This window comes from Streptosporangium sp. NPDC049376, assembly GCF_044466505.1.
Lineage (GTDB): Bacteria > Actinomycetota > Actinomycetes > Streptosporangiales > Streptosporangiaceae > Streptosporangium.
This window is the reverse complement of record NZ_JBITMT010000003.1, coordinates 46,132-71,686: the sequence shown is the minus strand read 5'-3', so window position 1 is coordinate 71,686 and position 25,555 is coordinate 46,132. Positions and strand designations below refer to the sequence as shown.

At 70.9% G+C, this 25,555-nt stretch carries 20 protein-coding genes; 12 read left to right on the top strand and 8 right to left on the bottom strand.

Features of this window, described 5'->3' with window-relative positions:
* Positions 1 to 48 precede the first annotated feature (48 nt).
* Positions 49 to 2,121, top strand: a complete 2,073-nt coding sequence (locus ACIBVQ_RS10000; RefSeq protein ID WP_386188694.1) for a glycosyltransferase — start codon at positions 49 to 51, stop codon at positions 2,119 to 2,121.
* A gap of 12 nt (positions 2,122 to 2,133) precedes the next feature.
* Here the strand turns inward: ACIBVQ_RS10000 and ACIBVQ_RS09995 are convergent, their stop codons facing one another.
* Entirely contained in the window at positions 2,134 to 2,532 is a 399-nt protein-coding gene (locus tag ACIBVQ_RS09995; RefSeq protein WP_362912260.1) for a hypothetical protein, read from the bottom strand.
* 286 nt (positions 2,533 to 2,818) lie between these two features.
* Between ACIBVQ_RS09995 and ACIBVQ_RS09990 the strand changes: the two genes are divergently transcribed.
* Positions 2,819 to 3,565, top strand: a complete 747-nt coding sequence (locus tag ACIBVQ_RS09990; RefSeq protein WP_362912258.1) for a MerR family transcriptional regulator — start codon at positions 2,819 to 2,821, stop codon at positions 3,563 to 3,565.
* A gap of 40 nt (positions 3,566 to 3,605) precedes the next feature.
* A complete protein-coding gene (locus tag ACIBVQ_RS09985) occupies positions 3,606 to 4,436 on the top strand; it encodes a hypothetical protein (protein WP_362912256.1) in 831 nt (276 codons plus the stop codon).
* Between the two features lie 363 nt (positions 4,437 to 4,799).
* Here ACIBVQ_RS09985 and ACIBVQ_RS09980 read toward each other — a convergent pair whose 3' ends face one another.
* Both ACIBVQ_RS09980 and ACIBVQ_RS09975 read right to left on the bottom strand, forming a co-directional pair.
* Positions 4,800 to 6,260, bottom strand: a complete 1,461-nt coding sequence (locus tag ACIBVQ_RS09980) for an SPFH domain-containing protein (protein ID WP_362912254.1) — start codon at positions 6,258 to 6,260, stop codon at positions 4,800 to 4,802.
* 46 nt (positions 6,261 to 6,306) lie between these two features.
* Positions 6,307 to 6,507, bottom strand: coding sequence for a hypothetical protein (locus ACIBVQ_RS09975; RefSeq protein WP_352011159.1), 201 nt, complete (start codon positions 6,505 to 6,507; stop codon positions 6,307 to 6,309).
* A gap of 408 nt (positions 6,508 to 6,915) precedes the next feature.
* Here ACIBVQ_RS09975 and ACIBVQ_RS09970 point away from each other — a divergent pair, with 408 nt between their 5' ends.
* Together ACIBVQ_RS09970 and ACIBVQ_RS09965 are read left to right on the top strand one after the other, a co-directional pair.
* Positions 6,916 to 9,624, top strand: a complete 2,709-nt coding sequence (locus ACIBVQ_RS09970; RefSeq protein ID WP_399176767.1) for a M4 family metallopeptidase — start codon at positions 6,916 to 6,918, stop codon at positions 9,622 to 9,624.
* Positions 9,625 to 9,760: 136 nt separating this feature from the next.
* Positions 9,761 to 11,683 (top strand): NAD(P)-binding protein, encoded by a 1,923-nt coding sequence (locus ACIBVQ_RS09965; protein WP_399176765.1) that lies wholly within the window; start codon positions 9,761 to 9,763, stop codon positions 11,681 to 11,683.
* Positions 11,684 to 11,767: 84 nt separating this feature from the next.
* Here the strand turns inward: ACIBVQ_RS09965 and ACIBVQ_RS09960 are convergent, their stop codons facing one another.
* Together ACIBVQ_RS09960 and ACIBVQ_RS09955 are read right to left on the bottom strand one after the other, a co-directional pair.
* Entirely contained in the window at positions 11,768 to 12,799 is a 1,032-nt protein-coding gene (locus tag ACIBVQ_RS09960; RefSeq protein ID WP_352011162.1) for an acyltransferase family protein, read from the bottom strand.
* 66 nt (positions 12,800 to 12,865) lie between these two features.
* Positions 12,866 to 13,672: an SDR family NAD(P)-dependent oxidoreductase gene (locus ACIBVQ_RS09955; protein ID WP_362912248.1), complete on the bottom strand. Its 807-nt coding sequence runs from the start codon at positions 13,670 to 13,672 to the stop codon at positions 12,866 to 12,868.
* A 179-nt stretch (positions 13,673 to 13,851) separates the two neighbouring features.
* Here ACIBVQ_RS09955 and ACIBVQ_RS09950 point away from each other — a divergent pair, with 179 nt between their 5' ends.
* From ACIBVQ_RS09950 to ACIBVQ_RS09925, 6 genes are all read left to right on the top strand, one after another.
* Positions 13,852 to 16,131, top strand: a complete 2,280-nt coding sequence (locus tag ACIBVQ_RS09950; protein WP_399176762.1) for a nitrate- and nitrite sensing domain-containing protein — start codon at positions 13,852 to 13,854, stop codon at positions 16,129 to 16,131.
* Positions 16,131 to 16,538, top strand: a complete 408-nt coding sequence (locus ACIBVQ_RS09945; protein WP_352011165.1) for a roadblock/LC7 domain-containing protein — start codon at positions 16,131 to 16,133, stop codon at positions 16,536 to 16,538. Before ACIBVQ_RS09950 ends, ACIBVQ_RS09945 begins: the two co-directional genes overlap by 1 nt.
* A 70-nt stretch (positions 16,539 to 16,608) precedes the next feature.
* A complete protein-coding gene (locus tag ACIBVQ_RS09940; protein ID WP_386188709.1) occupies positions 16,609 to 16,959 on the top strand; it encodes a DUF742 domain-containing protein in 351 nt (116 codons plus the stop codon).
* On the top strand, positions 16,940 to 17,515 hold the full coding sequence (locus ACIBVQ_RS09935) for an ATP/GTP-binding protein (protein ID WP_352011167.1): 576 nt from the start codon (positions 16,940 to 16,942) through the stop codon (positions 17,513 to 17,515). Before ACIBVQ_RS09940 ends, ACIBVQ_RS09935 begins: the two co-directional genes overlap by 20 nt.
* A 60-nt stretch (positions 17,516 to 17,575) precedes the next feature.
* Positions 17,576 to 18,295 (top strand): helix-turn-helix transcriptional regulator, encoded by a 720-nt coding sequence (locus ACIBVQ_RS09930; RefSeq protein WP_352011168.1) that lies wholly within the window; start codon positions 17,576 to 17,578, stop codon positions 18,293 to 18,295.
* A 79-nt stretch (positions 18,296 to 18,374) separates the two neighbouring features.
* Positions 18,375 to 18,938 carry a hypothetical protein gene (locus tag ACIBVQ_RS09925; RefSeq protein WP_399176759.1) on the top strand — a complete coding sequence of 188 codons (564 nt, stop codon included), beginning with the start codon at positions 18,375 to 18,377 and terminating at the stop codon, positions 18,936 to 18,938.
* A 134-nt stretch (positions 18,939 to 19,072) separates the two neighbouring features.
* Here the strand turns inward: ACIBVQ_RS09925 and ACIBVQ_RS09920 are convergent, their stop codons facing one another.
* The 3 genes from ACIBVQ_RS09920 to ACIBVQ_RS09910 form a co-directional block, all read right to left on the bottom strand.
* Positions 19,073 to 19,663 carry a DUF1963 domain-containing protein gene (locus tag ACIBVQ_RS09920; RefSeq protein ID WP_352011170.1) on the bottom strand — a complete coding sequence of 197 codons (591 nt, stop codon included), beginning with the start codon at positions 19,661 to 19,663 and terminating at the stop codon, positions 19,073 to 19,075.
* Between the two features lie 54 nt (positions 19,664 to 19,717).
* Entirely contained in the window at positions 19,718 to 23,491 is a 3,774-nt protein-coding gene (locus ACIBVQ_RS09915) for a hypothetical protein (RefSeq protein ID WP_399176757.1), read from the bottom strand.
* Positions 23,492 to 23,660: 169 nt separating this feature from the next.
* Positions 23,661 to 24,077, bottom strand: a complete 417-nt coding sequence (locus tag ACIBVQ_RS09910) for a hypothetical protein (RefSeq protein WP_399176755.1) — start codon at positions 24,075 to 24,077, stop codon at positions 23,661 to 23,663.
* Positions 24,078 to 24,491: 414 nt separating this feature from the next.
* Here ACIBVQ_RS09910 and ACIBVQ_RS09905 point away from each other — a divergent pair, with 414 nt between their 5' ends.
* A complete protein-coding gene (locus ACIBVQ_RS09905) occupies positions 24,492 to 25,493 on the top strand; it encodes an RNA polymerase subunit sigma-70 (RefSeq protein WP_362912236.1) in 1,002 nt (333 codons plus the stop codon).
* The last annotated feature ends 62 nt before the right edge of the window (positions 25,494 to 25,555 follow it).

Genomic DNA, 25,555 nt, shown 5'->3' with positions numbered 1-25,555 from the left:
ACGGCGCACGCCGTACGCTGGCACGACCTCGGTGTAAAGGCGATTCCCATGAGTTCCCCTGAGCAGTCTGAGCAGACCCCCGAAGAGCCGAAGTTCCAGCGTCTTGGGCCGATCAACTGGCTTCCCGAGGAGCGCAAGGTCGTCGAGCGCTTCGAGGAGCGCGTCCGCGACCTGGAACGGCGGCTGGCCATCGCCGAGGCGCGCGCCGACTACGCCCAGTGGAAGCTGGAGTCCACGAAGGTGCAGCGGCCGTACCGGGTGGCCGAGGCGCTGACCGGGGCCAAGGGGTCGGGGGTCGTCCGGCTGCCCGGCAAGCTGAAGGCGGCCATGTCCACCCGCAAGGGCCCCAAGGCGCCCAGGCCCGTGTCCGAGGTGGTCGAGGAGCTCGACCAGCAGGGGCCCGTGGTGAACGTGCCCCAGGTGAAGTGGCCCGCCGGGCCGATCAACCGGCCCGACATGAAGGTCGCGGTGATCCTGGACGACTTCTCCAGGATGGCCTTCAAGTACGAGTGGGACCAGATCGAGTTCGGGCTGCGCGACTGGCCGGAGATCTTCGCCGAGCGCAGGCCGGAGATCCTGTTCGCCGAGTCGGCCTGGCACGGCAACCAGGGCCGCTGGCGCTACCAGATGACCGGTTCCAACGCGCCCAAGCCCGAGTTGCGCGCCCTGATCGACTGGTGCAAGGCGGAGGGTGTCCCCACGGTCTTCTGGAACAAGGAGGACCCGCCGAACTTCGAGTTCTTCATCGACACGGCCAAGCTGTTCGACTACGTCTTCACCTGTGACGGGGACATGGTGCCCCGCTACCGGGAGGTCCTCGGGCACGACCGGGTGGACGTGCTGCAGTTCGCCGCCCAGCCCCGGGTGCACAACCCCATCCAGGAGCGCCAGGGCAGGCTGCACGACGTGGTGTTCGCCGGGATGTACTTCCGCGACAAGCACCCCGAGCGGCGTGAGCAGATGGAGACCGTGCTCGCCCCCGTCCGCGAACTGGGCCTGCACATCTTCGCCCGCAACGGCACCGTGGACGAGAAGTACGCCTGGCCCGCCGAGTACGTCCCGCACATCGTGGGCGAACTGCCCTACGACCAGATGCTGGCCGCGTACAAGATGTACAAGGTCTTCCTCAACGTCAACTCGGTGCTCGACTCGCCGACCATGTGCGCCCGCCGCGTCTTCGAGCTGTCGGCCTGCGCGACCTCCGTCGTCTCCGGGTGGTCGCGGGCCATCGAGGAGACCTTCGGGTCGCTGATCCCGATCGCGCGTGAGCCCGTCGAGTCCTACAACCAGGTGCTCCACCTGATCAACAGCCCCGAGCTGCGGGCCAGGCAGGGCCACATGGCGATGCGGGAGGTCTTCGACAAGCACCTGTTCACCCACCGGGTCGACCAGATCCTGCGGGTGCTCGGCAAGCCCGTCGAGACGCGGTCGCGGTCGGTCTCGGTCGTGCTGCCGACCAACAGGGCCGCGCAGATCGAACACGCCATCTCCTCGGTCGCCAAGCAGATCCACCGGCCCGTCCAGCTCGTCATGGTGCTGCACGGCCTCGACATCGACCCCGTCGTGGTGGCCGACAAGGCGCGGGTCGCCGGGATCTCCGACGTGGTCGTGCTGCCCGCCGACCCGTCGCTCTCCCTCGGCGCCTGCATGAACCTGGGCATCTCCGCCGCGGAGGGCTCGCTCATCGCCAAGATGGACGACGACAACCTGTACGGCGAGCACTACCTGTCGGACCTCGTGCGGGCCTTCGACTACTCCGACGCCGAACTCGTCGGCAAGGGCGCGCACTACGCCTACTTCGAGGGCAGCAACACCACGATGCTGCGGCTGCCGGGACTCGAACACCGCTACAGCTGGCTGGTGCAGGGCGGCACCTTCCTCGGCAAGGCCGAGATGTTCAAGCACTACGGGTTCGAGGACGTGACCCGGGGCGAGGACACCCGGCTGGTGCGGCGGCTCAAGGAGGACCGGGTCAAGATCTACTCGGCCGACCGGTTCAACTTCGTGTACTGGCGCAGCGGCGACGCGGCCATGCACACCTGGCAGGCCGACGACATCAAACTGACCCGTAACGCCCAGTTCTCCTTCGTCGGCCACCCCGAGGCCCACGTGATGATCTGAACCGGCCCGGGTTCAGGGTTGGGAGGCCGGACGCCACTCCTCCCTGAACCCGGGGCGCAGGTAGTAGCCGGCCGCGAGATACGACAGGACCTCGGACAGGGTCTCGTCCCTGATCGTGGCGCGGGTGAGCGCCAGCGTGTCCTCGGTGCTCAGGGACTCACCCGAGGCGGCCCGCCGCCGGAAGGCGACGACGACCTCACGGGTCGCCCGGTAGCGCTGGATGATGTTGAGCTTCACCTGGGAGCTGCCGGAGATGTGGTCGATGAACTTCTCCCCGCCCCCGGGGCCGAGGGTCTTCTCCCCGAGGGTCCTGAGCAGGTCACCGTCCGCCGCGAGAACCTGGGCGCCGTTCATCTCACTCTCGATGGTGGGATACAGCCAGTCGGCGATGTCGTCGGCGATGTCGGTCACACGTCCTCCTCGACTCGGCTTCCCCGATTCAGGACGGAAGGGAAGCCTCCGGATCAACCGTCCCATGATCACCTCTTCCCTCACCCGTGTCGACCGCCATGCGCTCCCCCAAGAACTCCGGCCCGTCTGGCGTGGTGCCTTCCCCCGGGGACGAAGATCGACATAATGATGAACAGCCTGGTCAGAGCGGTCTTCCCCGCTGCTCTCCGGGTGGCTCCCGGTCGTCCGTACGGCACCAGCCGAGGCGTGTTGACGTTGACGTAACGTCAACGTTTCTAATGAGGGCATGCGGATCGGTGAACTCGCCGCGCTGGCCGGGGTCTCGACCCGGACCGTGCGCCACTACCACCACCTCGGCCTCCTGCCCGAGCCGGTACGGCTGGCCAACGGCTACCGGGAGTACGGCCTGCGCGACGCGGTCGTCCTGGCCCGGGTGCGGCGGCTGACGGAGCTCGGGCTCTCGCTCGACGAGATCCGTGACGTGCTCGGCCCCGGCGACCGGGGCGGGGACCTGCGTGAGGCGCTCATGGAGCTGGACGCCGACCTCGCCAGGCAGCAGGAGGCGATCGGCGCCAGACGTGAACGGCTGGCCGCGCTGCTCGCCGAGGAGGACCTGGGGCCGGACTCCACGGTCTCCCCCGGCCTGGCGGCGGTGCTGCGCGAGCTTCCCGCCGAGGGGTCGCGCATCGCCGAACTCGACCGGGAGCTGCTGACCCTGCTCGACGGCGTCACCGATCCCGAGGCCAGGGACAGGATGCTCGGCGTGATCCGGCCGTTGACCGAGCCGGAGGCGCTGGCCCGGGGGCGGCTTCTCTACCGGCGGCTGGACGAGCTGGCCGACGCCGACCCCGGCGACCCCCGGGTGGCCGTGCTCGCCGCCGACCTGGCCGCGCACCTGCCCGGGGAGCTTGCGGGGGCCTTCGCCGGGCCGTACGCGGTCGAGGAGATGGCCGGGGCGTTGGACACGGAGATGTCGCCCGCGCAGATCGAGGTGTTCCGGCTGGTGCTGACCACGCTGAGAGGTGAGAGATGACGTTCGGATGCGCCCGTGTCGTGGTGCGGGGTGAGGGCTGATGTTCAGGGTCGCGCGGGCCGCGCTGCTTGCCGTACTTCCCGCCGAGTTGCTGCTCGTGGTTCTGACCGCGGCGGGGGTGCGGCCACCGGGGCCGGTGCTCGTGGTCGTCGAGGTGGCCGTCGTTGCGGTGCTGCTGCTGGAGGCGGTGACCCTGCTGCGGCTGTTCCGCGCGGCGCGCCGGGGCGGGGCCGGTCGGCGCGCGGCGCTGGGTACGGCCGTGCGGGAGCTGGTGCCGGTCCCGGTGCTCAGGCTCATCGGGTTCGAGGCGCGCAACGTGGCCGCTCTCCTGCTGTGGGTGACGCGCCGCCGTCACGGGGTGCCGCCGGGGGCGACCGCGGTGCCGTACGTCCGGGAGCAGTCCTCGATGTTGCTGGTGCTGCTGTTCGCGGCGGTCGTCGAGACGGTGGCGGTCGAGCTGCTGCTGGGGGCGCTCGGCGTGCCGTCCGGGGTGCGGACGGTGGTGCTGGTGCTCGACGCGTACGCGGTCGTGCTGGTGCTGGCGCTGTGGGCCGCCTGCGCGACCCGGCCGCACGTGGTGACCGAGGGGGAGCTGCGGGTGCGCTACGGCGTCCACTTCGACCTGCGCGTCCCCCGCGAGCTGATCTCCTCGGTACGGCTGGCGCGCGCCTACGACGAGCGGGGCACCGTCACCGTGACCGACGGACGGCTGGGGGTCGCGGTCTCCTCCCAGACGAACGTGGTCGTCGAACTGTCCGAACCGGTCACCGTGGTCCGGCCTCTCGGCCGCAGGGAGCGGGCCAGGGTGATCCGGCTGTTCGCCGACTCCCCCGCCCTCGTCCTCGACGCCCTGCGAACCCCGGTGCCCTGAGAGGCCTGGTGCCCGGGAGTCCAGGGGCCCGAAGCCTGGGGGCCTTGGGGGCCGGGGCCTGGGGGGCCGGGGCCTGGGGGGCCGGGGCCTGGGGGGCCGGGGCCTGGGGGGGGGCGCCCCCCGGGCCGGCGGGCGGGGGGGGGGGCCCCCCCCCCGCGCCGGGGGGGGGGGGGGGGGCCCCGCCCCGGCGGGGGGCGCGGGGGGGGGGGGGGGGGGCGGCCCCGGGGCCCCCCCGGGGGGGGCCCCGGGGGGGGGGGGCGGGGGGGGCGGGGGCGGGGGGGGCGGGGGCGGGGGGGGCGGGGGCCGGGGGGGGGCCGCCCGCGTGCCGTACGGCTTGGCGGGCGGCCCCTCCGAAGGCGCGGGTCAGGAGGTGGGCTCGACGGCCTTGCCGTTGGCCTCGGGGATGGGGACGGGAGCGGCAGCGGGAGCGCTGTTCATGTTGAGGAGGGAGCGGGCCAGGCCGAGGCCGGTCCCACCGAGGGTGAGGGCCTTGGCGAGCATCTCCTCGATGCCCTGGGCGCCGTTCAGCACGACCATGTGGTCCACGTTGCCGAAGGCCTTCGCGCCCGCCTCGACGATCTGCGGCCAGTTCTCGGCGAGCTGCTGGGCGATGACCGCCTCCTGGTTCTCGGCGAGCGCCTGGGAGCGGGCACGGATGGCCTCGGCCTCGGCCAGACCCTTGGCCTTGGCGGCTTCGGCCTCGGCGAGGCCCTTGGCCTTCGCGGCGTCGGCGGAGGCCAGACCGGTCGCCTTGGTCGCCTCGGCGGAGGCCAGACCGCGCAGCCGTACGGACTCGGCCTCGGCGGCGGCGGCCTGCTTGACCTGGGAGGCCTGCGCGGCGGCGCGCAGCTCGGTCTCGCGGGCCTCGGCCTCGGCGCGGGCGATGCGGGCGTCCCTCTCGGCCTGGGAGAGCGTGACGGTCTCGTACGCCTTGGCGTCGGCGGGCTTGCGGACCTGGGACTGCAGACGCTGCTCGGAGAGCTGCGCCTCAAGCTCGGCGGCGCGGGTCTCCTGGACCACGACCTCCTGGCGGGCGGAGGCCTCCGACAGCGGGCCCGCCTGACGGGACTTGGCCTGGGCCTCGTCGATCTCGGCCTGGTAGGCGGCCTGCTTGATCTGGGCGTCGCGCCAGGCGGCGGCCTTGTTCGCGGCGGCGATCTGCTCGGCCTCGGTGGCCTCCTGGTCGCGCTGGGCCTCGGCGATACGGGCGGTGGCGGCGATCTTGGCGGCGTGCGGCTTGCCGAGGTTGGTGATGTAACCGGTCTCGTCGTCGATCTCCTGGATCTGCAGGGAGTCGACGATCAGACCGAGCTTGATCATCTCATCGGCGGCGGAGGCGCGCGTCTCGCCGGTCAGCCGCTCACGGTTGAGGATGAGGTCCTCGACGGTCAGGTTGCCGATGATCGAGCGCAGGTGACCGGTGAACAGCTCGTGGATGGCCCCGTTCATCGAGTCCTGCTGGTCGAGGAAGCGGCGCGCGGCGTTGGCGATGGAGTGCAGGTCGTCGCCGACCTTGTAGATCACCACGCCCTTGACGACCACCGGGATGCCCTGCAGCGTGACGCAGGAGACCTGGAGGTTGGCCGCGCGGCTGTCGAGGCGCAGGCGGCGCGCGGTCTGGAAGCCGGGGAGCACGGCGGTGCCCTTACCGGTGACGATCTTGAAGCCGAGGCTGTCGCCCTCGTTCTTTCCCCGGGCGCCGAGGCCGGAGATGATCAGTGCTTCGTTGGGCTCGGCCACCCGCCAGACGGCCTTGAACAGCAGGATGATGACAAAGAGGGCGACAAGGACGCCGCCACCGATGATGAGGGACTCGGTTGGCAATGTGGCCTCCACGAGGGGGGAGAGAGCAAAAGAAAAGGGAGAGAGGTCAGACGAGCGCGCGAGCGACATAGACCGTGCGAGGCGGGTAGTACTCCACGACGACGACGATCGATCCGGGAGAGATCTCCTCGTCGGGGACGGCGGGATGGGCGTAGAAGGCCTCGACGCCGCCGCGGACGGCGATCAGCACCTCGCCGACCAGACCGGGACCGATCTTGCCGGTCACCCTGCCCTGCTTACCGACCACGCGCGGCTCCCCGTCCCGTCGCGGAGCAGATCCGTCATCCACCGAGCGAATCCGCGTCTGCGGACGCTACTCCGACATGTCCTGTTTCACCACCCTTCGTAGCACGCCCGGCGCCCCGCGGGGTCGATGACCGCTCCGCAGCCCGTCTCCCCCTCCAACGACCGGCGCCTCGAAAACGTTCACCATCGGTTGCGACAAGCCCAAACAATCTCGACGCATCCCCATATATACGACTGAGCAGGGCGTACCTCGTTTGGCAGAAGTCCGGTCCATAACACCGCGACATGGAAAAGCATTGGCTACTCGCCCCACACAATCCGGTGTCACGTTGAGTTGCGTTTCGAGTTGAGCCTGGCCGGCCCGGCTCCTGGTCCCCCTCCCCAGGGACGTCTTGAGGAGTCACACGCAGTGAAACCGAACGGCAGAACACGCGTCGCGGCGTTGCTCGCGGCGACACTGGGCGCGAGCGCGTTGTACGGCGCCGCACCCGCGACCGCCTCGCCTTCCCCCACCCCTCCCGTCAGCCCCTCCGGCCCCCAGGCCACCGGAGCCCAGGGTTCCGCCTACGCTCCCCCGGACGCCCGCGCCCGCTCCCGCGCCCTCGGCACCGCGGACAGGGCCCTCACCGTGCGCTCCCGCGAGCTGCGCACCGGTGACGGCGACACCTTCGGGAGCCCGACGGTCGTCTTCGGCTCACGCGGCCTGCAGTACCTGACCTATCCGCGCCTGCACCGGGGCCTGCCCGTCTACGGCGGTGACGTGATCGTCGCGACCGACCGCGAGGGTGGCAGGGTCACCGCGGTCACCACCGGCCAGCGGGCCAAGCTCGACGACGTCGCGACCAAGCCCGTCGTCACCGCCGAGCGGGCGCGCGCCATCGCGCGGGACCTGCTCGGCACCGTGACCAAGCAGAGCGACCCGCGCCTCGTGGTGCACGCCGCGGGCACCAAGCCCCGGCTGACCTGGGAGAGCGTCGTCACCGGGAGCTCGAAGGACGGCCCCTCCGTCCTGCACGTCTACGTCGACGCCGCCGACGGCTCGATCGCCGACCGCTGGGACGACGTACGGCGCGGCGTCGGCCACCCGTTCCACAACGGCGACCCCGTCTACATCGACACCTCGGGCTCGGCCGGCTCCTACAGCATGACCGACCCCACCCGGGCCAACCTGAGCTGCGCGTCCACCAACGGCACCGTCTACACCGGCGCCGACGACGAGTGGGGCGACGGCTCGGCCTCCGGCCTGGAGACCACCTGCGTCGACGGCATGTTCGCCGCGCAGCGCACCTGGGACATGGTGCGGGACTGGCTCGGCCGGGACGGCATCACCGGCACCGGCCGGACGTTCCCGATCAGGGTCGGCTTCAACTTCCCCAACGCCGTCTGGGCCGGTGACGGCGTGTGGCTCGGCCACAACGAGAGCGGCAGCAAGCAGATGTCCTCCATGGACGTGGTCGGCCACGAGTACGGCCACGCCATCTTCGAGAACACCAGCGGCGGCAACGGCAGCGGCAGCGAGACCAACGCCCTCAACGAGTCGACCGGCGACATCATCGGCACCCTCACCGAGCACTACGCCAACCAGCCGCCGGGGGTGGACGCGCCCGACTACCTGATCGGGGAGAAGGTGGACTTCAGCGGCCCCGGCCCGCTGCGCAACATGTACGACCCGGCCGTCTTCGGCGACCCCGGCTGTTACTCCGAGGACGTGCTCACCCAGGAGCCGCACAAGGTGGCCGGTATCCAGAACCACTGGTTCTACCTGCTGGCCGAGGGCGACCGCGTCCAGGGCAGGCCGGAGCAGAGCCCGGTCTGCGCGGGCGACGGCGTGACCGGGATCGGCCTGCGCGACGCGGGTGAGATCTACATGGGCGCGCTGAACCTCAAGACCGTGCCCTGGACCCACGCCAAGGTCCGCGCGGCGACCGTGCAGTCGGCGCTGGCCCTGTTCGGCTGCCTCCACCTCCAGCGGGTCAAGGACGCCTGGGACGCGGTCGGGGTCGCGGCCTCCCCCGACGAGCCCGGCTGCCCGGCCGATTCGCGGACCTTCACGGTGCGGACCGGCGAGCCCGACGGCATGATCGACCAGGGCACCTCGACGACCGTCGCGGTGCGGACCAGGAAGCTGAGCGGCCCGAGCCAGGACCTCGACCTGACCGCCGAGGGCGTCCCCGCCGGCACGGACGTCACCTTCACCACGCCCCGCATGCCGAGCGGCGCCTCGACCTTGATGAGGGTGACCACCTCGGCGTCGACCCCGGTCGGCACGCACACCATCGTCGTCCGCGCCACCTCGGCGGCCACCCCCACACTCTCCGAGACGACGTCCTACCGGCTGACCGTCTCCCCGGCCTCCCCGGCGAACGACTTCTCCGTCTCACTCGACCGCCACACGGTCACCGTCAAACCGGGCCAGACGGCCACGCTGACGCTCGGCACCACGACCACGGCCGGTGACCCGCAGCAGGTCGCGCTCACCGCCTTCGGCCTGCCCGACTCCTTCTCCTTCACCTTCAACCCGTCCACGATCACCACCGGGCAGACCGCCCGGGTGACCGTCCATCCGTCCGAGGCGACGCCGCCCGGCGTCTACTTCGCCACCGTCCGGGCCACGGGGGCCTCCCGCCGTACGACCACGCTGCGGCTGGAGGTGAGCGGCGGTGACTTCGACGTGCGTCTCACCCCGGCCGCGGCGACCGTCGAACCCGGGCAGACGATCTCCTCCACGCTGGAGACCACGCCCGTCTGGCTGGCCCCACAGGTGCTGCAGATCTCCGCCAGCGGCATCCCGGCGGGGGTGACCGTCTCGGCGAGCCCGTCCGCCGTCGAGCTCGGCAGCCCGAGCACGATCACGTTCGCCACCTCGGCGACGACCGTGCCGGGGACCTATCCGATCACGGTCAGCGCGACCGGCGTGGAGACGCGTTCGACGACCTTCACCCTGACCGTCACGCCGCCCCCGCTGCCCGCGTGGAAGCCGTACACCCAGTACAAGGCCGGTGACCGCGTCACCCACAACGGGGTCGTCTACCGGTGCGTGCTCGGGCACGTCTCCCTGCCCGGTTGGCAGCCGCCCAGGACTCCCGCCCTGTGGGCACGGGTCAAAAGCACGAAATAAATGACATTTCCGGCGGGTGGGTCGTAGAGCCCGCCCGCCGGAAATCACGAAAAGCCTTTCAACGCCCCGGGTAAAAAGTCCTCGTCGCCGCCCTTGGACGACCAAGTCGGGCGGCCCGATTCATGATGATCCCTCCATGACGGATCCCGGGGAGATCACTCCGCACAGGGCCGGGGAACTGGGGATGAACCGCCCCATTTCCCGCCGCGACTTCTTCGACGGCGTCGCGACGGCCGCCGGGGTCGCGGCGCTGGAGACCTTCACCGGCCGGCCGGCGTCGGCCGAACCGATGGGGACGGCACCGCGGGGAGGCCATCCGGCCGCTCTGACGGGACTGCGGGGCGACACCCCGGAGGACGTCGGGGTACCGCACGCCCTGCGCGACGGCCGGTTCTGGGCCCACGCGGGCCCCGCCGAACCGACCGGCGAACGCTACGACCTGGTGGTGGTCGGCGCCGGGATCAGCGGGATCAGCGCGGCCCACCGCTGGCTCGAACACGACCCGGACGCGCGGATCCTGATCCTGGACAACCACGACGACGTCGGCGGGCACGCCCGCCGCAACGAGTTCCACCCCACGGGCCGCCGGGGGCCGCTGGTCGGCTACGGCGGCTCCCAGGCGATCGAGGCGCCCTCCGCCTGGACCCCCGAGGGCAGACTGCTGCTCGACCGGCTCGGGGTACGGCCCGCCCGGCTCGCCGCCGTGCCGTACCCGGGCCTCGGGACGCGGGAGGGGGTCTTCTGCGACCGGGAGTCCTTCGGCGTCGACCGGCTCGTGCCGACCGGCACGGACACCCGCCGGTGGATCGCCGAGCTGCCCCTCGCCGAGCGGGCCAGAAGGGACCTGCTCACGCTCCACCTGGACCCGCCCGACTGGCTGCCCGGCCTGACGGAGCGGGCCAAGCACCGGTTCCTGGCGGGCCTGACCTACTCCGGCTTCCTCGGGGAGGTCTGCGGGGTCCACCCGGACGTGCTGCGCTTCGTGCGGACGATGCCGAGCGACGAGTGGGGGTACGGCTCCGACGCCTTCGGCGCCGTCGACGCCTGGGGGTGCGGTTACCCCGGTTTCCAGGGGCTCGGGCTCGACCGGTCGAAGCCCTCGGTCTACAACTCGCCGAGCGTGATCAGGCAGTGGGAGGCGCCCAGGGAGGTGCTGCTCTTCCCCGAGGGCAACCAGGCCCTGGTCAGGATGATGGTCGGCAGGATGGTCCCCGGGTTCGCCACCTCCGTCGACCCCGAGGGCGTCACGACCGCGCGGTTCGACTACGACCGGCTCGACCGGCCGGGCAACCGGGTCCGGGTCCGCCTGTCCAGCCCGGTGGTCTCGGTGGCCAACGACGGCGACCCGGAGACCGCGGCCACGGCGACGGTCGGCTACTTCGACGGCGACCGGGTCAGGACCGTACGGGCCGCCGGGGTGATCATGGCCTGCTGGAACATGATGATCCCCCACCTCGTCACCGGGCTGCCTCCCGAGCAGGAACGGGCGCTGCGCGCGGCCGTCAAGGTGCCGATGCTCTACGCCACGGTCCAGCTGCGCGACTGGCGGGCCTGGCGGGCGATCGGCGTCGGCCGGGTCCGTTTCACCGGGGCCTACTGGTCCGTCGCGGAGCTGGCCCCCCGGGTCGCCGTCGGCGGCTACCGGCCCCCCGAGGACCCCGGAGAGCCGGTCCTGGCCCACCTGGTACGGGCTCCCGCGGTGCCGGGCATGTCACCGGCGGACGGCTCTGCCGCGGGGCGGCGCGAACTGCTCGGCACGCCGTACTCCTATCTGGAGTTCAGCATCCGTGAGCAGCTGGTCAGGCTGCTCGGGCCCGGCGGGTTCGACCCGGTCCGCGACATCCAGGCGATCACCGTCAACCGGTGGGGGCACGGCTACGCGCCGGAGTACGCGACCCCGTGGAACCTGGACTTCTACCCCGACGGGCCCTTCCCCGCCGAGACCGCCCGCCGCAGGTGGGGCCGGATCGCGATCGCCAACTCCGACTCGGTGCCCGCCGCCTACGCCGACGCGGCGATCACCGCCGCCTACCGGGCCGTCCTCGACCTGCGGACCTGAAGGCACACGGACCTGAAGACTCGCGGACCTGCAGGCCCATGGGGCTGAAGGCTCGCGGGCTTGAAGGCTCGCGGGGCTGGGCGTTCAGGGGGACGGGCGGCGCAGCCGGGTGAAGGCCCAGCTCATCCTGGGTTCGACCGCCCAGCGGGTCAGGGCCCTGACCGGGGGCGTGCACAGCAGGGCCGCCAGCACGACGCCGAGGAGCGCCACGGCCACGACGCCGGGCACCGTCCGCGCCCAGTCGCCGTAGAAGCGCTCGGCGACCTTCACCACCAGGCCGTGCAGCAGGTAGGCGTACATGGTCGCCGCGCCGAGGCCCGAGTACCACGTCCGGCGCGAGGGGGTGATCGCGAGGAAGGCCGCGACCAGCAGCGCCCCGGCCGCCAGCATGCCGAGCCGGATCAGGCTGCCGGTGAGGTCGTCCACCCCGATCGCGTCGTTGGCGTGCCGCCAGCGGATCCACTCGGTCTTCACCGAGGTGTGCACGGCCAGCGCGAGAGCCGCCCCGGCCACCAGTGTGAGCGCCCCGGCGATCCTGACCTTCGGCCGTCTGAGCATCTCGAAGTGCTCCGGGCGCAGCATGAGGCCGAGCACGTAGAAGGGCAGCAGCCCCAGCGTGCGGTTCATCGAAAGCTCGTCGGGCAGCCTGCTCGTCCCGGACAGCAGCGACAGGCCGACCGCGACCACCAGCGGCCACCTGAGCTGCTGCCAGACGGGGGTGGACAGCCGCCACAGGAACAGCGACATCAGGAACCAGGTCAGGTAGTACGGGTCGAGCAGGCTGATGTCCAGCTTGCCGTACAGGATCAGGCGGGGCAGTGAGTAGAGCAGCTCGAAGATCACGTACGGCACGGCGAGCGTGCTGATCAGCTTGCGCGCCTTGCCGGAGGAGAAGGTGAAGTTCCGTGACAGGTAACCGCTGAGCACGATGAACAGCGGCATGTGGAACACGTAGACGAAGAAGTAGGCCGCGTGCGCCACCGCCACGTCCCGCAGGTCCTCCACCAGGTGCCCGGAGACGACCAGGGTGATCGCCAGGAACTTGGCGTTGTCGAAGAAGGGGTCCCTGCCCGCCGTGGGGACGGCGGCGACCTGGCGGGGGCTCGTGACGCTCACAGGCCACGCACCGTAGCCGCCCGTGTCCCAACGGCGGGCGAACCCGGGATGACATCCCGGGGACGGTCAGGAGACGGCCCTTTCGCTGGCCTCCCAGAGGTCGCGGGCCAGGCCGGGGTCGGTCATGCCCCTGGGAGCCCTGGCGGGGGCGCCGTTGGCGAAGTAACGCCCCGGGTGCGCGGTCCCGTCGGGGTGGGTGGCGAGGTGGACCAGGGTGCTCGCACCCTGCTCGACCGTACGGCCCACGCCCGGGATGTGGTGGGTCATCCACATCAGGAACGTTCCCGAGGCGAACCCGGTCTTGATCACGCCGGGGTGGAAACAGGTCGCGCTCACCCCGGTGCCGGACAGGCGGCGGGCCAGTTCGACGGTGAACAGCGCGTTGGCCTGCTTGGAGTCGCCGTACTGCAGCCAGCCGCTCCAGCGGCGCCGCTCACGGCTCAGGTCGGCCGGGTCGAGGTTGCCCGACCTGGCCGCCATGGACGAGGTGGTGATCACCCGCTCCCCGACCCGGTCGAGCAGCAGGGTCGTCAGCAGGAACGGCGCGAGGTGGTTGACCTGGATCATCGTCTCGTGGCCGTCCCCGGTGCGGGTCCGCTCTGTGGACATCACGCCCGCGTTGTTGACCAGGACGTCGATCCGCTCGTAGCGGGACCGAAGCTCACCGGCCAGCCGCCTGACGTCGTCGAGGGAGGTGTAGTCACAGGTCAGCGTGTCCGGGACGGACCCCGAGGCCTCCTTGACCCTGGCGGCGACCCCGGCCAGCCTTTCCTGGTTCCGGCCGACCAGAACGACCTGACGCCCGCGCCTGGCGAGTTCGACGGCAGCGGCCTCACCGATTCCGGCACTCGCCCCGGTAATCACATTAATCATCAGATCCTCCACTGCGCGGAAACCCTATCGGTGCTAGTCTCCTGTGCGATCTTCCGGAGGCATATCCATCCCCAAGGCGACGCGGGCCTCCACACACTCAGAAGTTGGGACGAGTGGGCATGGGCTCTGGAAACCGGTCAATTCGGTTCAAGATCTTCTTGCTGCTGCTCCTGCCCCTGTTGTCACTGAGTGCTCTGTGGGGTTTCGCCCTTAATCTGACGGTTGGCGACGGCGCCGCGCTGTTACGGTCGAACAACCTCTACCAAACGGTCGGCCTCACCTCCACCGAGCTTGGGCTCCAGCTTCAGGCGGAACGGACGCAGTCCTCGGTCGCGATCAGCTCCCGCGTCCTCACCAGCGGAATCGCCGACCAGCGCGCCCGCACCGACCGGGCGGCCGAGAAGTTCCGCGCCGCCGCCGCGTCCACCGGTTCCGGCAGCCCGGAACTCCGCACCGCGCTGAACGGGGTGCTCAGCCAGATCGGCAGGCTGGCGACCATCCGCGCCGGCATCGACAGCGGCCGTGACGCGCGCCTGGACGTCCTGACGAACTACAACCGGGTCCTCGACTCGGTCTTCCTCCTGTACGACCAGCTCGTCGCGGTCCCCGACCTGGGCATCTACCGGCAGGCCGCGGCCATGCAGTCCATGGGCAACGCCCGCGAGATGATCGCCAGGGAGAACGCGCTGATCAGCGGCGCGCTGATCGACTACCGCCTCACCCCGAGAGAGCGCGAGGCCTTCGGCGAGTACGTCGCCACCCGGCGCTACCTGCACGCGCGGGGCCTGTCCGCGCTGGACGCCGAGCTGGGCAGGCCGTACCGGGAGACCTTCGACTCGACGGCCTTCGAGCGGTTCACCGCCCTGGAGAGGGCCATCGCGGGGACCCAGGGGGACCGGCTGCCCATCGAGGCGCAGCGCTGGAAGCAGACCACCAACAGCGTGGCCAACTGGCTCGACCAGCTCGGCGTCTCCTCCTCCAACACCCTGTCCCAGCGGTCCAGGTCCATCGCCACCGGGATCATCGTCAGGATCGTGGTCGCCGGCGGCCTGGGACTCGTCGCGGTGATCGCCTCGATCATCCTGTCCGTCCGCTTCGGCCGCAGGCTCGCCGGTGAGCTCGCCACCCTCCGTTCGACCGCCCTCGACCTGGCCGACGTACGGCTCCCGAGCGTCGTCGAACGACTGCGGCGCGGCGAGGAGGTGGACGTCCCCGCCGAGATCCCACCGATCAAGGTGGGCGACTCCACGGAGGTCGGCGACGTCGCCCACGCCTTCGACTCGGTACGGCGCACCGCCGTCGAGGCCGCCGTCGGCCAGGCCAACCTGCGCCGCGGCGTCGGCCAGGTCTTCCTGAACCTCGCCCGGCGCAAGCAGAACCTGCTGCAGCGCCAGCTCACCCTGCTCGACGGCATGCAGCGCAGGGCGACCGACCCCGACAGCCTTGAGGACCTCTTCCGGCTCGACCACCTGACCACCCGCATGCGGCGGCACGCGGAAGGCCTGATCATCCTGTCCGGGGCGGCCCCGGGACGCGCCTGGCGCAACCCCGTGGCGGCCGTGGACATCGTCAGGGCGGCCATCGCCGAGGTCGAGGACTACACCAGGGTCAACGTCGCGCCGATGCCCGCCGCCGCGCTCGACGGCGCCGCGGTCGCCGACATCACCCACCTGATCGCCGAGCTGATCGAGAACGCCACGATCTACTCCCCCGAGCAGACCATGGTGACCGTGCGCGGAGACCTGGTCGCCAACGGCTTCGTCATCGAGGTCGAGGACCGCGGCCTGGGCCTGAGCGCCGAGGAGTACGCGGTCCTCAACGAACGGCTGGCCACCCCGCCGGAGTTCGACCTGGCCGACAGCGAGCGTCTCGGCCTGTTCGTGGTCGGGCGGCTCGCCGCCAGGCACGACATCCGCGTCATCCTGCGCGGCTCCCCCTTCGGCGGGACCACCGCCATCGTGCTCATCCCGCGCACCGTGCTGGCCGAACTGCCCGCGCAGCTCGCCCTCACCGCGGAGCGGGTGGAGGAACGGCCCGCCGAACCTCCCGCGCGTCCCTCCGGCGGCCTGTTCGAGTCGTCCATGCCGGGCGCCCTGCCCCGCAGGAGCAGGACGACGGGTGCCCCGCCCGTTCCCGAACCCTCCCTGTCCGTGGTCGCGGACGGCCCCGTCGCGGGCGGCCCGGCCCCGGGAGGCCCCAACGGCGCGGGCGGCGGGGAACCCGCGCAGGGGGCGCCACGGCCACGGGCCCTGCCCCGCCGGGTACGGCAGGCCAACCTGGCCCCGCAGCTCCGCCAGGAGCCTCCAGAGGGCTCCGAGCCCGGCCCCGCCGAGGCGCCGGAGCGCTCACCGGACGAGGCGCGGGCGTTGTTCTCCGCCTTCCAGGCGGGCGCGCGACGCGGCCGGGAGGAAGAGAAACCCGATCTCGCACACCACAGGACAGGCGACAAGGAGGACTAATGACTGGAAAAGCGTCCAGTACTGGCGAGCTCAACTGGCTCCTCGACGACCTGACCAACCGGGTGGGCGCGGTACGTCAGGCGGTGATCCTGTCGACCGACGGGCTCGCCGTCGGCTTCTCCAAGGGGCTCAACCGGGAGGAGGCCGAACACCTGTCCGCCATCGCCTCCGGGTTCCAGAGCCTGGCGCGCGGAGCGGGCCGTCACTTCAACGGTGGTGAGGTGCGCCAGACCATCGTGGAGATGGAGTCGGCGTTCCTGTTCGTCACGGCCGCCGGGCAGGGCACCTGCCTGGCCGTGCTGAGCGCCGCGGACGCCGACGTCGGCCACATCGCCTACGAGATGGCGATGCTGGTCAAGCGGGTCGGCCAGCACATCTCCGCCCGGCCGAGACAGGGCCTCACATGACCGGGCTTCCGTCGTCCTGGTTCTCGTCCCCCGGGTTCTCCCACCCCGGGGCCGAGGGCGGAGCGGACGGATGACCCGGTGGATGGACGAGGAGGCGGGACCGGTCGTCCGGCCGTTCGCGCTGATCGGAGGCCGTACCAGATCGTCCGGTGACACGCTGGACCTGGTCGCGATGATCAAGGCGACCGGTTCGGCCCCGTCCGGCGGGTTCGTCCCGGGACCCGAGCACGAACGCATTCTCTCCCTGGTCACCGTCGAGGCCACCTCGGTCGCCGACATCGCCTCCGACCTGGACCTGCCACTCGGCGTCGTCCGGGTGCTCCTCGGTGACCTCAAGGACCACAGGCTCATTTCGATCGGGCGCGCGTCGGCGAGCGAGCGCATTCTCAAGGAAGTGATCAATGGACTTCGGGCCCTCTGACGAACCTGTAGCGCTCAAGATCCTCATCGCGGGCGGATTCGGTGTCGGCAAGACCACGCTCGTCGGCTCGATCAGTGAGATCCGCCCACTGCGCACGGAGGAGGTGCTCTCCGACCGCGGTATCGGCATCGACGACGTCGAAGGCGTGGAGAACAAGACCACGACCACCGTGGCCATGGACTTCGGACGCATCACGATCCGGGAGGGGCTGGTCGTCTACCTGTTCGGCACCCCGGGTCAGGAACGGTTCTGGTTCATGTGGGACGAGCTGTCCTACGGCGCGCTCGGCGCCGTCGTGCTCGCCGACACCCGCAGGCTGACCGACTGCTTCCCGTCGATCGACTACTTCGAGCAGCGTGGCACGCCGTTCATCGTGGCGGTCAACTGCTTCGACGGGGCCGAGCAGTACGAGGCGGAGGAGGTGCGCGTCGCCCTCGACCTGGACCCGGACGTCCCGGTCCTGCTCTGCGACGTACGGCGCCGCAGCTCGGCCAAGACCGTCCTGGTGACCCTCGTGGAGCACTCCCTGCGGGTTCTCACCGCCAGCCAGCCCTGACCCCGCCGTCCGTTTTGGTGAGAGTCGTCGGGTCTGGTGGGTCATGGGAAACTTCTCCTGATGGAAGCGTCTCTTGACCAACTGGCCCGGCGGCTCGAAGAGGTCGTCGGCGAGCTGCGCGGTGTCCCCGTGGACGTCGCGCGGCTGGAGGACGGGGAACGGGTCAGGCAGGAGATCACCCGGCTGGTCGCCACCTCGCGCGAACTACGCGCCATGCAGCCGCTGGGCTCTCCTGAGCAGGGGCGCGAGGAGCAGCGCAGCCGCCGCCAGGTGCTGGACGCCCTGGCACGCGGGATGCGGATGCGGACGGTCGTCCACGCGAGCGTGCTGGACGACGAACGCAAGCTCGCCCGGCTCAGGGAACTGCACGCCGCGGGTGACCTGCACCGGGTCGTGGACGAGCCGATCCAGCAGCTACTCGTCTTCGACCGGGAGGCGGCCTTCGTCAGGATCACCCCCGTGCTCCGCTCGCCGGGCGCGCTGCTGATCCGGCAGCAGAGCCTGATCAGCGTCCTGATCGACCTGTTCGAACAGACCTGGGACAGGGCCAGGGAGGTCACCGAGCCGACGGCGCGGCTGAGCCCTCGGGAGCGGGAGGTGCTGGCACTGATCGCGGAGGGACGCTCCAACGCGGCCGTGGCGCGGGCCCTGTCGATCAGTGAGGCGGCGGTCGGCAAACACGTGGCCGGTGTGTTCGCCAAACTCGACCTGCCCTCGGGCGACGACGTCAACCGGCGGGTGCTGGCGGTGCTGGCCTACCAGCGCGGGGCCGCCAGGTAGGGGCGGCACTACGTCAGGGTAGGTCTGGCACCCGTGTCCGGCCGGCGTCCGGCGGGCTTGGATGAAACGCATGCAACGTATGAGCGGATTACTGGTCGGCGCCGTCTTCGGTGCGGTCTTCGTCTTCGTCAACGCGCGGAGTCCGCTGGGCGACGTCGTGGTCACGGTCCTGCGGGTGCTCGCGGGCCTGGCCGTCGCGGCCGTGCTGGCGCTGTGGTTCACCGGTGTGCGACGACCGGCCGCCGCCGTCTCGGGAGAGACCGCCGCCGCCTCCGGAGGGGCCGCCGCCTCCGGAGGGACCGCGAGGACGATGTTCGGGCGCGGTTACCTGATCGTGGTGGCCGTCGAGGTGCTCGCGCTGTTCGGCGGCCTCCGGCTGCTGGCCGCCCTGGGCGCGCCCACGGAGGTCAACGTGGCGTGGGTGGCGATCATCGTGGGTGTCCACTTCGTCGCCCTGGCCCCGGTGTGGAAGGACTGGACCATCGCGGTGCCCGGCGTGGCCCTGACCCTGCTCGGGATCGCCGGATTCCTCATGGCCTGGGCGGGTTCCCTGCCCTGGGTGCCGATCGTCAGCGGGGTGGCCTCCGGTGCCGTACTGCTGGCCGGATCCCTCACCGCCGGACTACGGCTCGCCAGGCCCTGAACCCCTGGCCGTACGGCCCGCTCTTGTCGGCCGCACGGTCCTCTCTCGTCGGTCACGCGATCCGCTCTCGTCGGTCACGCGGCCCGCTCTTGTCGGCCGCGCGGCCCGGCGGCCACGCCGTACGGACCGGGGTTTCAGCCCTGCAGGACCACGGACGCCGCGTCGCAGGGAGGGCAGGCGAAGACGAACGCCTCACCGCCGCCGAAGTTCATCAGCCAGTTCCTGCTGTAGCCCTCCCTCATCTGCGCGACGAAGCCCATGGGGGTGCCGCAGGTGGAACACGTGGGCGTCATGTCCGTCTCCCACCACTCCGCCTCGCCACCCAGCCAGCCGACCACCTTGAACTCCGCGACCTCGTCCGCCGTCTCCGGCTCGACCTCGCAGATGCCGATCTCGAAGCACTGGGGGAGAACGAACGCCTCCCCGGGGGACGGCAGGGGCACCGTGGCGTCTTCGGCGAACAGGTAGGCGCGGTTGCCGCCCGCCTCGGGGTTCCAGGCCTCGCACTGGCCGGGATCGTTGTCGCACATGAAGAACGACAGGAGTGCCCCGGGCCGCAGGGCCTCGGCGTGGTCGCCGAGGTCGTCCGTGATGAGCTGCAGCAGGAACCGCAACGGCCCGTCGCACACGGCGCAGCGCGGCCAGTCGAAGCCCTCCGGCGCCAACGGCAGCCCACCGATACGGCTCACCCGCGCCGCGACCTCGACATCCTTCACAAACGCCATAGATCCACTCACGGCTCGGCAGCCTATACCGGCCAGATACCGGATATGTCGGGATCAGGGGCAGGGCGGGTCGTAGGGGATGCCCTCCCCCACGAAACGGCGCCACTTCTCGGGGTCGAGGGCGCCCCTGGTGTAGGCGCAGATCCGCCGGGCGGCCTGTTCCTCGTCCAGCGTCCACAGCCAGACGGCCCCGTCGTCACTGCCGCCCGCCAGCAACCCGCCGGTCCGGTCGAAGGCGACGGGAAGGAACGCGGTGGTGTGTCTGAGCAGCGGCTGCCCGAGAGGTTTCCCTCCTGCGGGGTCGGTCATGTCCCACAGCCGGAGCACACCGTCGAAGCCGGAACTCGCCATGGTGCGCCCGTCGGGACTGAACAGCACCGAATAGGCGACACCCGTGTGGCCCGTCAACGGTCGTTCCTTGAGCGTGGCCCGCGCGGGGTCGGTGATGTCCCACCGGTACACCTTCCCGTCGGCGCTTGAGGCGGCCAGGGTGTGCCCGTCGGGACTGACGGTCACCGAGTAGAAGTTGGAGGACTCCGAACTCCTGCTCGTGGCGTCGGCCCGCAGTTCCAGCGGACGGCCCACCGGCCTGAGACGGGCGGGATCGGAGACGTCCCACAGCGTGATGGCGTTGTTCAGGTTGATACTCGCCAGGAGCCTTCCGCCCTGGCCGAACGCGATCGAGCTGAAGCGCGCCTCGTCGTCTCCGGCGGCCTTCTTCCCCGGCGACTCGGCGAGGAGCTTGCGGGCGGCGACGTCCCACAGGCGCACCGCTCCGTCGCCCGACGCGGCGGCGAGCACGTCTCCCGTGGGGTCGAAGGCCACCGCGTAGATGATCGCGGCCTTCTTCCCGGCTCTCAGCGGCTTTCCCACGGCAGTGGCCCGCGCGGGGTCCGTCACGTCCCACAGCCGGATGTCCCCGTCGGCGCCCGAGCTCACCAGCGTGTGCCCGTCGGGGCCGAAGGCCAGGGAGGCGACGGAGTTCCTGTGCCCCAGGAGCGGCCGGCCGACGCGCCTGGCCCGCAGCGGGTCGGAGACGTCCCACAGGATGATCGATCTGTCGACCCCGGCGCTCGCCAGCAGCCGCCCGCCTGGGCCGAACGCCACGGAGGTGACGGTCTCCGTGTGCCCGGGGAGGTAGGCGCTGGGCGCGTTCCACAGCCGCACCGACCCGTCCGAGGCACCGCTGGCCAGGGTCCGCCCGTCAGGGCTGAACGCGGCCGAGGTGACGAACCCCGTGTGGCCGACGAGGAAGTGACCCAGCGGCGTCATGACGGAGGGGTTGGAGACGTTCCACAGCCGGACGGTCCAGTCGGTGTACGTCGCGGCCAGGGTCCGCCCGTTAGGACTGAACGCGACCGACGTGCCGATGAAGGTACGGCTCCGCGAGGGAATGTTGAGCAGTGTGCCGTCGGTGGGGTCGGAGACGTCCCACAGCAGCACCCCCGCGTCACCGGCGCCTCCGATCGTGGCCAGCGTCCTGCCGTTCGGACTGAACGCCATCGCCTTGACCTCACCTCTGTGGATCTCCAGGAGATCGCTGAGCGGTTTGGGACGGTTGACGTCTGAGATGTCGAACAGGTGCACCTTCGCGTCGCCTGTGCCGACGGCCAGGGTCTTCCCGTCCGCGCTGACGGCGGTCGAGGAGACCGATCCGCCGTCGTCGAAGACGGAGTCGGCCATGCCCCGTCCCTCCAGCAGCGGGGAGGGAACGGTCAGGTCCCACTTCTGGACGACTCCGTCCGCCCCCGAGGTGATCATGGTGTTCCCGCCGGATGTGAACCTGATGGCCGTCACCTGGAATATGTGCCCGAGCAGCGGCTCCCCCGTCGGCTTGATGTGCGCGCGGTCGGAGAGGTCCCACAGCTGCACCCTCCCGCCGGAGTCACCGGCCGCCAGAAGATGTCCGTCAGGGCTGAACGCCACCACGGACACGCCGCTTATGGAGCCGCTCAGGGGACGGCCGAGCGGCTTCGGCAGGGCGGGGGCGGAGACGTCCCACAGCCGGACCGTGCCGCTGCCGTCGCCGCTGGCCATGATCCGCCCGTCGGGGCTGAAGACCACCGACTCGACGTAACCGACGTGTCCCGTCAGGCTCGCGGAAAGGGCGTCGCCCTGGGTGCCGAGAAGTCGTGTCCGGGTCTCCTCCCCGGGGTTCATCCGATGGGCGACCAGGGTGAGCTGGGCGGACAGGGAGATGTCGGTCTCCCTGAGCCGGTCGGCCTCGGCGACGACACGCTGGTAGACGGCCAGGTCCCGCTGGGTGATCGCCTCCCTGCCCCGTTGGAGGGCGTAGACGGCCGCGACGGAGGCGACCAGGGCGAGCACCGTCAGGGCGGCGACGGCGCCGGTCCTCAGCCGGGCCGTACGGCGTCGCTGGCGGGCCGAGGCGGCGAGGAAGTCACGTGCGACGGGAGTGAGTTCGTCCTCAGGCCTGGTCTCGGCCCACACACGTACGGCGTCAAGCCGGGTCCCCCGGTACAGCCGGGAGGAGTCGCCCCTCTCACGGCTCCACGCGGCCGCGGTGTCCTCCAGGTCCTGGTGGATGAGCCGCCCCGCCCGGTCGTCGTTGAGCCAGCCGCGCAGCCGGGGCCAGTGGCTCAGCAGGGCCTCATGAGTGATCTGTACGGCTTCGCGGTCCAGGGTGAGCAGCCGTTCCCCGGCGAAGGCGTTCACCACCGCCGCGGTCGTCCCCGGGTCCGCGTGCATGCCGACCAGATCGGTGTGGGCGACGCGCCTGCGGGTGTCCTCGGCTCCGTCCCCGAGCTTGACCAGACGGAGGAACAGCAGCCTGGCCAGCCGTTGGGCGGTGTCGTCCAGACCGGTGAAGACCTGCTCCGCGGTGGCCGCGAGCGCGCCCTCGATCCGGCCGGTGGCCTTGTACCCCTCGACGGTCAGCGTGGCGCCGTTGCGCTGCTGCCAGGTCAGACGCAGCGCGTGGGCCAGCAGCGGGAGCCGTCCCGCCTCGTACCCGCTCGTCCGCCTGTCACCCGCGGTCGCCCTCAGGTCGCCCAGGAGAAGCTCGGCCAGCCCCGGTTCGAGATCCACCCCCAGGTCCTGGGCGGGGTAGACGATCGCCTCCCTGAGGTTCGCCTCCGGCATCGGCCCGACCACCAGCGGACGGTCCTCCAGGGCGGGCTGCAGCAGGGGATGCGCGGCGCAGGCGGAGTGGAAGTCGTCGCGGACCCCGATCACCACGAGCCCGGCCTGTGTGGCGGCCAGCCGTACGAGCAGTTCGACGAACGCCTCGCGTTCCCGCTCGTCGTCGCACTCGGTGAACAGTTCCTCGAACTGGTCCACCACCACGACGATCCGCGCGGCGGCCGGGTCACCGGCCCGCTCGCGCAGCCACCTCTCCAGCGCCGAGACGTACCGCTCCGGCCCGCCTGCGATCTGTTCGGCGACGCGGTCCCGGTCGACACCGGTGAGGCGTTCCAGACTGCCGGCCATCTCCCTGACCGGTGTGGCGGTGGGGGTGAGCGTCACCTGCGGCCACCGGTTGGCGTACGGCAGGGCCGCCTGGTCGAGCGCGGGCAGCAGACCGGCGTGCAGCAGCGAGGACTTCCCCGCGCCCGAGGGGGCGATGACCACCTGAAGACCGCCCGTGCGCAGCCGCCGGTCGAGGCGGCCGACCAGCGCACCGGTCAGGTCCTTTCTGCCGAAGAACCACCTTCGCTGCTCACGGCCGAAGGCGGACAGCCCTGGATAGGGGCACTCCTCGATCACCGCCCCCGGCCGGGTCCGCTGTTCGGCGCTCAGTTTCTCGCCGTAGTGAAAGTGCTGGTCCCTGTTGGCCAGGTACACGTGGCCCTGGTCGGAGACGGACACCTCAAGGCGGACGTTGTCTCCGGTGGGCGTTTCCCGTGCCGGTGGGACCGGTTCGGGTTCCGGCTCCCGGCGGTCATTCTGAAAAGAGTCAGCCATTGACTTTCCGGCCTGGTCATACGACGTTGTGGAGCCGGACGAGGGCGGCGTCACGGCCGCCGGGGAATTCCGTTCAGCGTTCGTTGATGTGCTGGTCCCGGCCCGCCTGATAAAGGCGTCCCTGGTCTCGGACGACCGCCTTCATGACGATCGAACCGATCCGGGTCTGCTCCGTGACCGACAACAGCGGGGTCAGTTCCTCGTCGAGGAGGCGTCTCAGTTCGACGGCCGACTCGGGGGCCTCTCTCAGCAGGTGCGCCAGCCGTACCTGCCAGAGACCGGCCAGTGCCCGCTCGGTCTCGACGTCCCCCGCCTGTCGCGCCGTCAGCAGTTCGGCGTGGGCCTCGACCAGCTCACCCTCGACGACCTCGGCCTGTTCGGGGCGGAAGCGCCGCCACAGCGCGACCACCCCGGCGCGGGCGTCCTGCCAGGCGTCGGTGGCCATGGCCGTCACCAACGCCGTCCCCGCGGCCAGCACAAGCGGATCCATGTGTCGCTCCTATTGCGCCTTATTATCACTTGCCACGATAAATCAGATCCTTCCACCAAACCACCCCACAAAAAAGGGATAGCACGATGTCCCGACTTGAGCGCTTTGTGGAGCATTCGCCGCATATCTAGATCACCAAATAACCCACTTCCAGGCCAGATTGCCCCCTTCTGGAATTTCCCTCCTTCAGCGAACAATCATCCCATTCCACCCCGTACGGCACCGCACTTTCGGACACCGAATGGACATCGTTCATTCATCCTCTGTTCCCCTCGGACGTCCCGGCGCGTACGGCCGCGAGTTCCAGTCTTCATGGCCGCCCACGCCCTCCTCGCCGTGTTCCGCGGTGATGAGTTGTCGCGCCCGAACCCGTCATACCTACGACGGGACACGACGAGGCGGAAGGATGACGTGATGAGTGTGGGAACGCTGCTGGAGGAGCTGGGCGTGAGCGGTCTGGGCGAGGTCGACGAGCCCGCGTTCTCGGGACTGGCGGAGCGGCACCGGCGGGAGCTGCATGTGCACTGCTACCGGATGCTCGGGTCGTTCGAAGACGCCGAGGACACCGTGCAGGAGACGTTCCTGCGTGCCTGGCGGCGGCGGGAGACCTTCGAGGGACGGTCGACGTTCCGGGCCTGGCTGTACCGGATCGCCACCAACGCCTGCCTGGACCTGCTCGCCAGGTGCCGCCCGGAGCCCGCGACCGGTGGCGAGGCGTTGTGGCTTCAGCCCTACCCGGACCGGCTGCTCGACGAGTTGCCCGCGGGCGACGCGGACGAGCCGGAGACCGCCGCCGTCGCACGGGAGACGATCGAACTGGCGTACCTGGTCGCGATCCAGCACCTCGCGCCGCGCCCTCGGGCCGCGCTGATCCTTCGGGACGTGCTCGGCTGGCCGGCGAAGGACGTCGCGGCACTCCTCGGGGACTCCGTCAACTCCGTGAACAGCGCACTACAGCGGGCCCGCGCCGGAATGCGGGAGCACCTGCCCGCCGAGCGGCAGGACTGGACCGGCGGTGAGGAGGAGGACGCCGGGACGCGCGAGCTGGTGCGCCGCTACACCGACGCCAGCGTGGCCACGGACATCGACGGGCTCGCCGCACTGCTGCGGGACGACGTCCGCTACTCGATGCCGCCCACGCCGGGCCTGTACGTCGGCCGCGAAACGGTGGTGAACGGCTGGGCCGAGAGCGGCTTCGAGGGCATGGGGCGCCTACGTGCCGTCCCCACCTCCGTGAACCGGCAGCCCGCCGTCGCCTTCTACCTCTGGCGGGAGCGGGAGGGCGCGTACCTGCCGCTGACGATCGACGTCCTGCGCGTCACCGGCGGGGCGATCACCGAGATCTTCACGTTCCACGACGACCGGTTCCCACGACTCGGGCTGCCGGAGCGCCTTCCTGCGGACGGTACGGAGTAGCGCCCGGACCGGTTGACGATCCCACGGGGAAGGGCGCCGACGCGACCTCCGCCCTCGTTCCT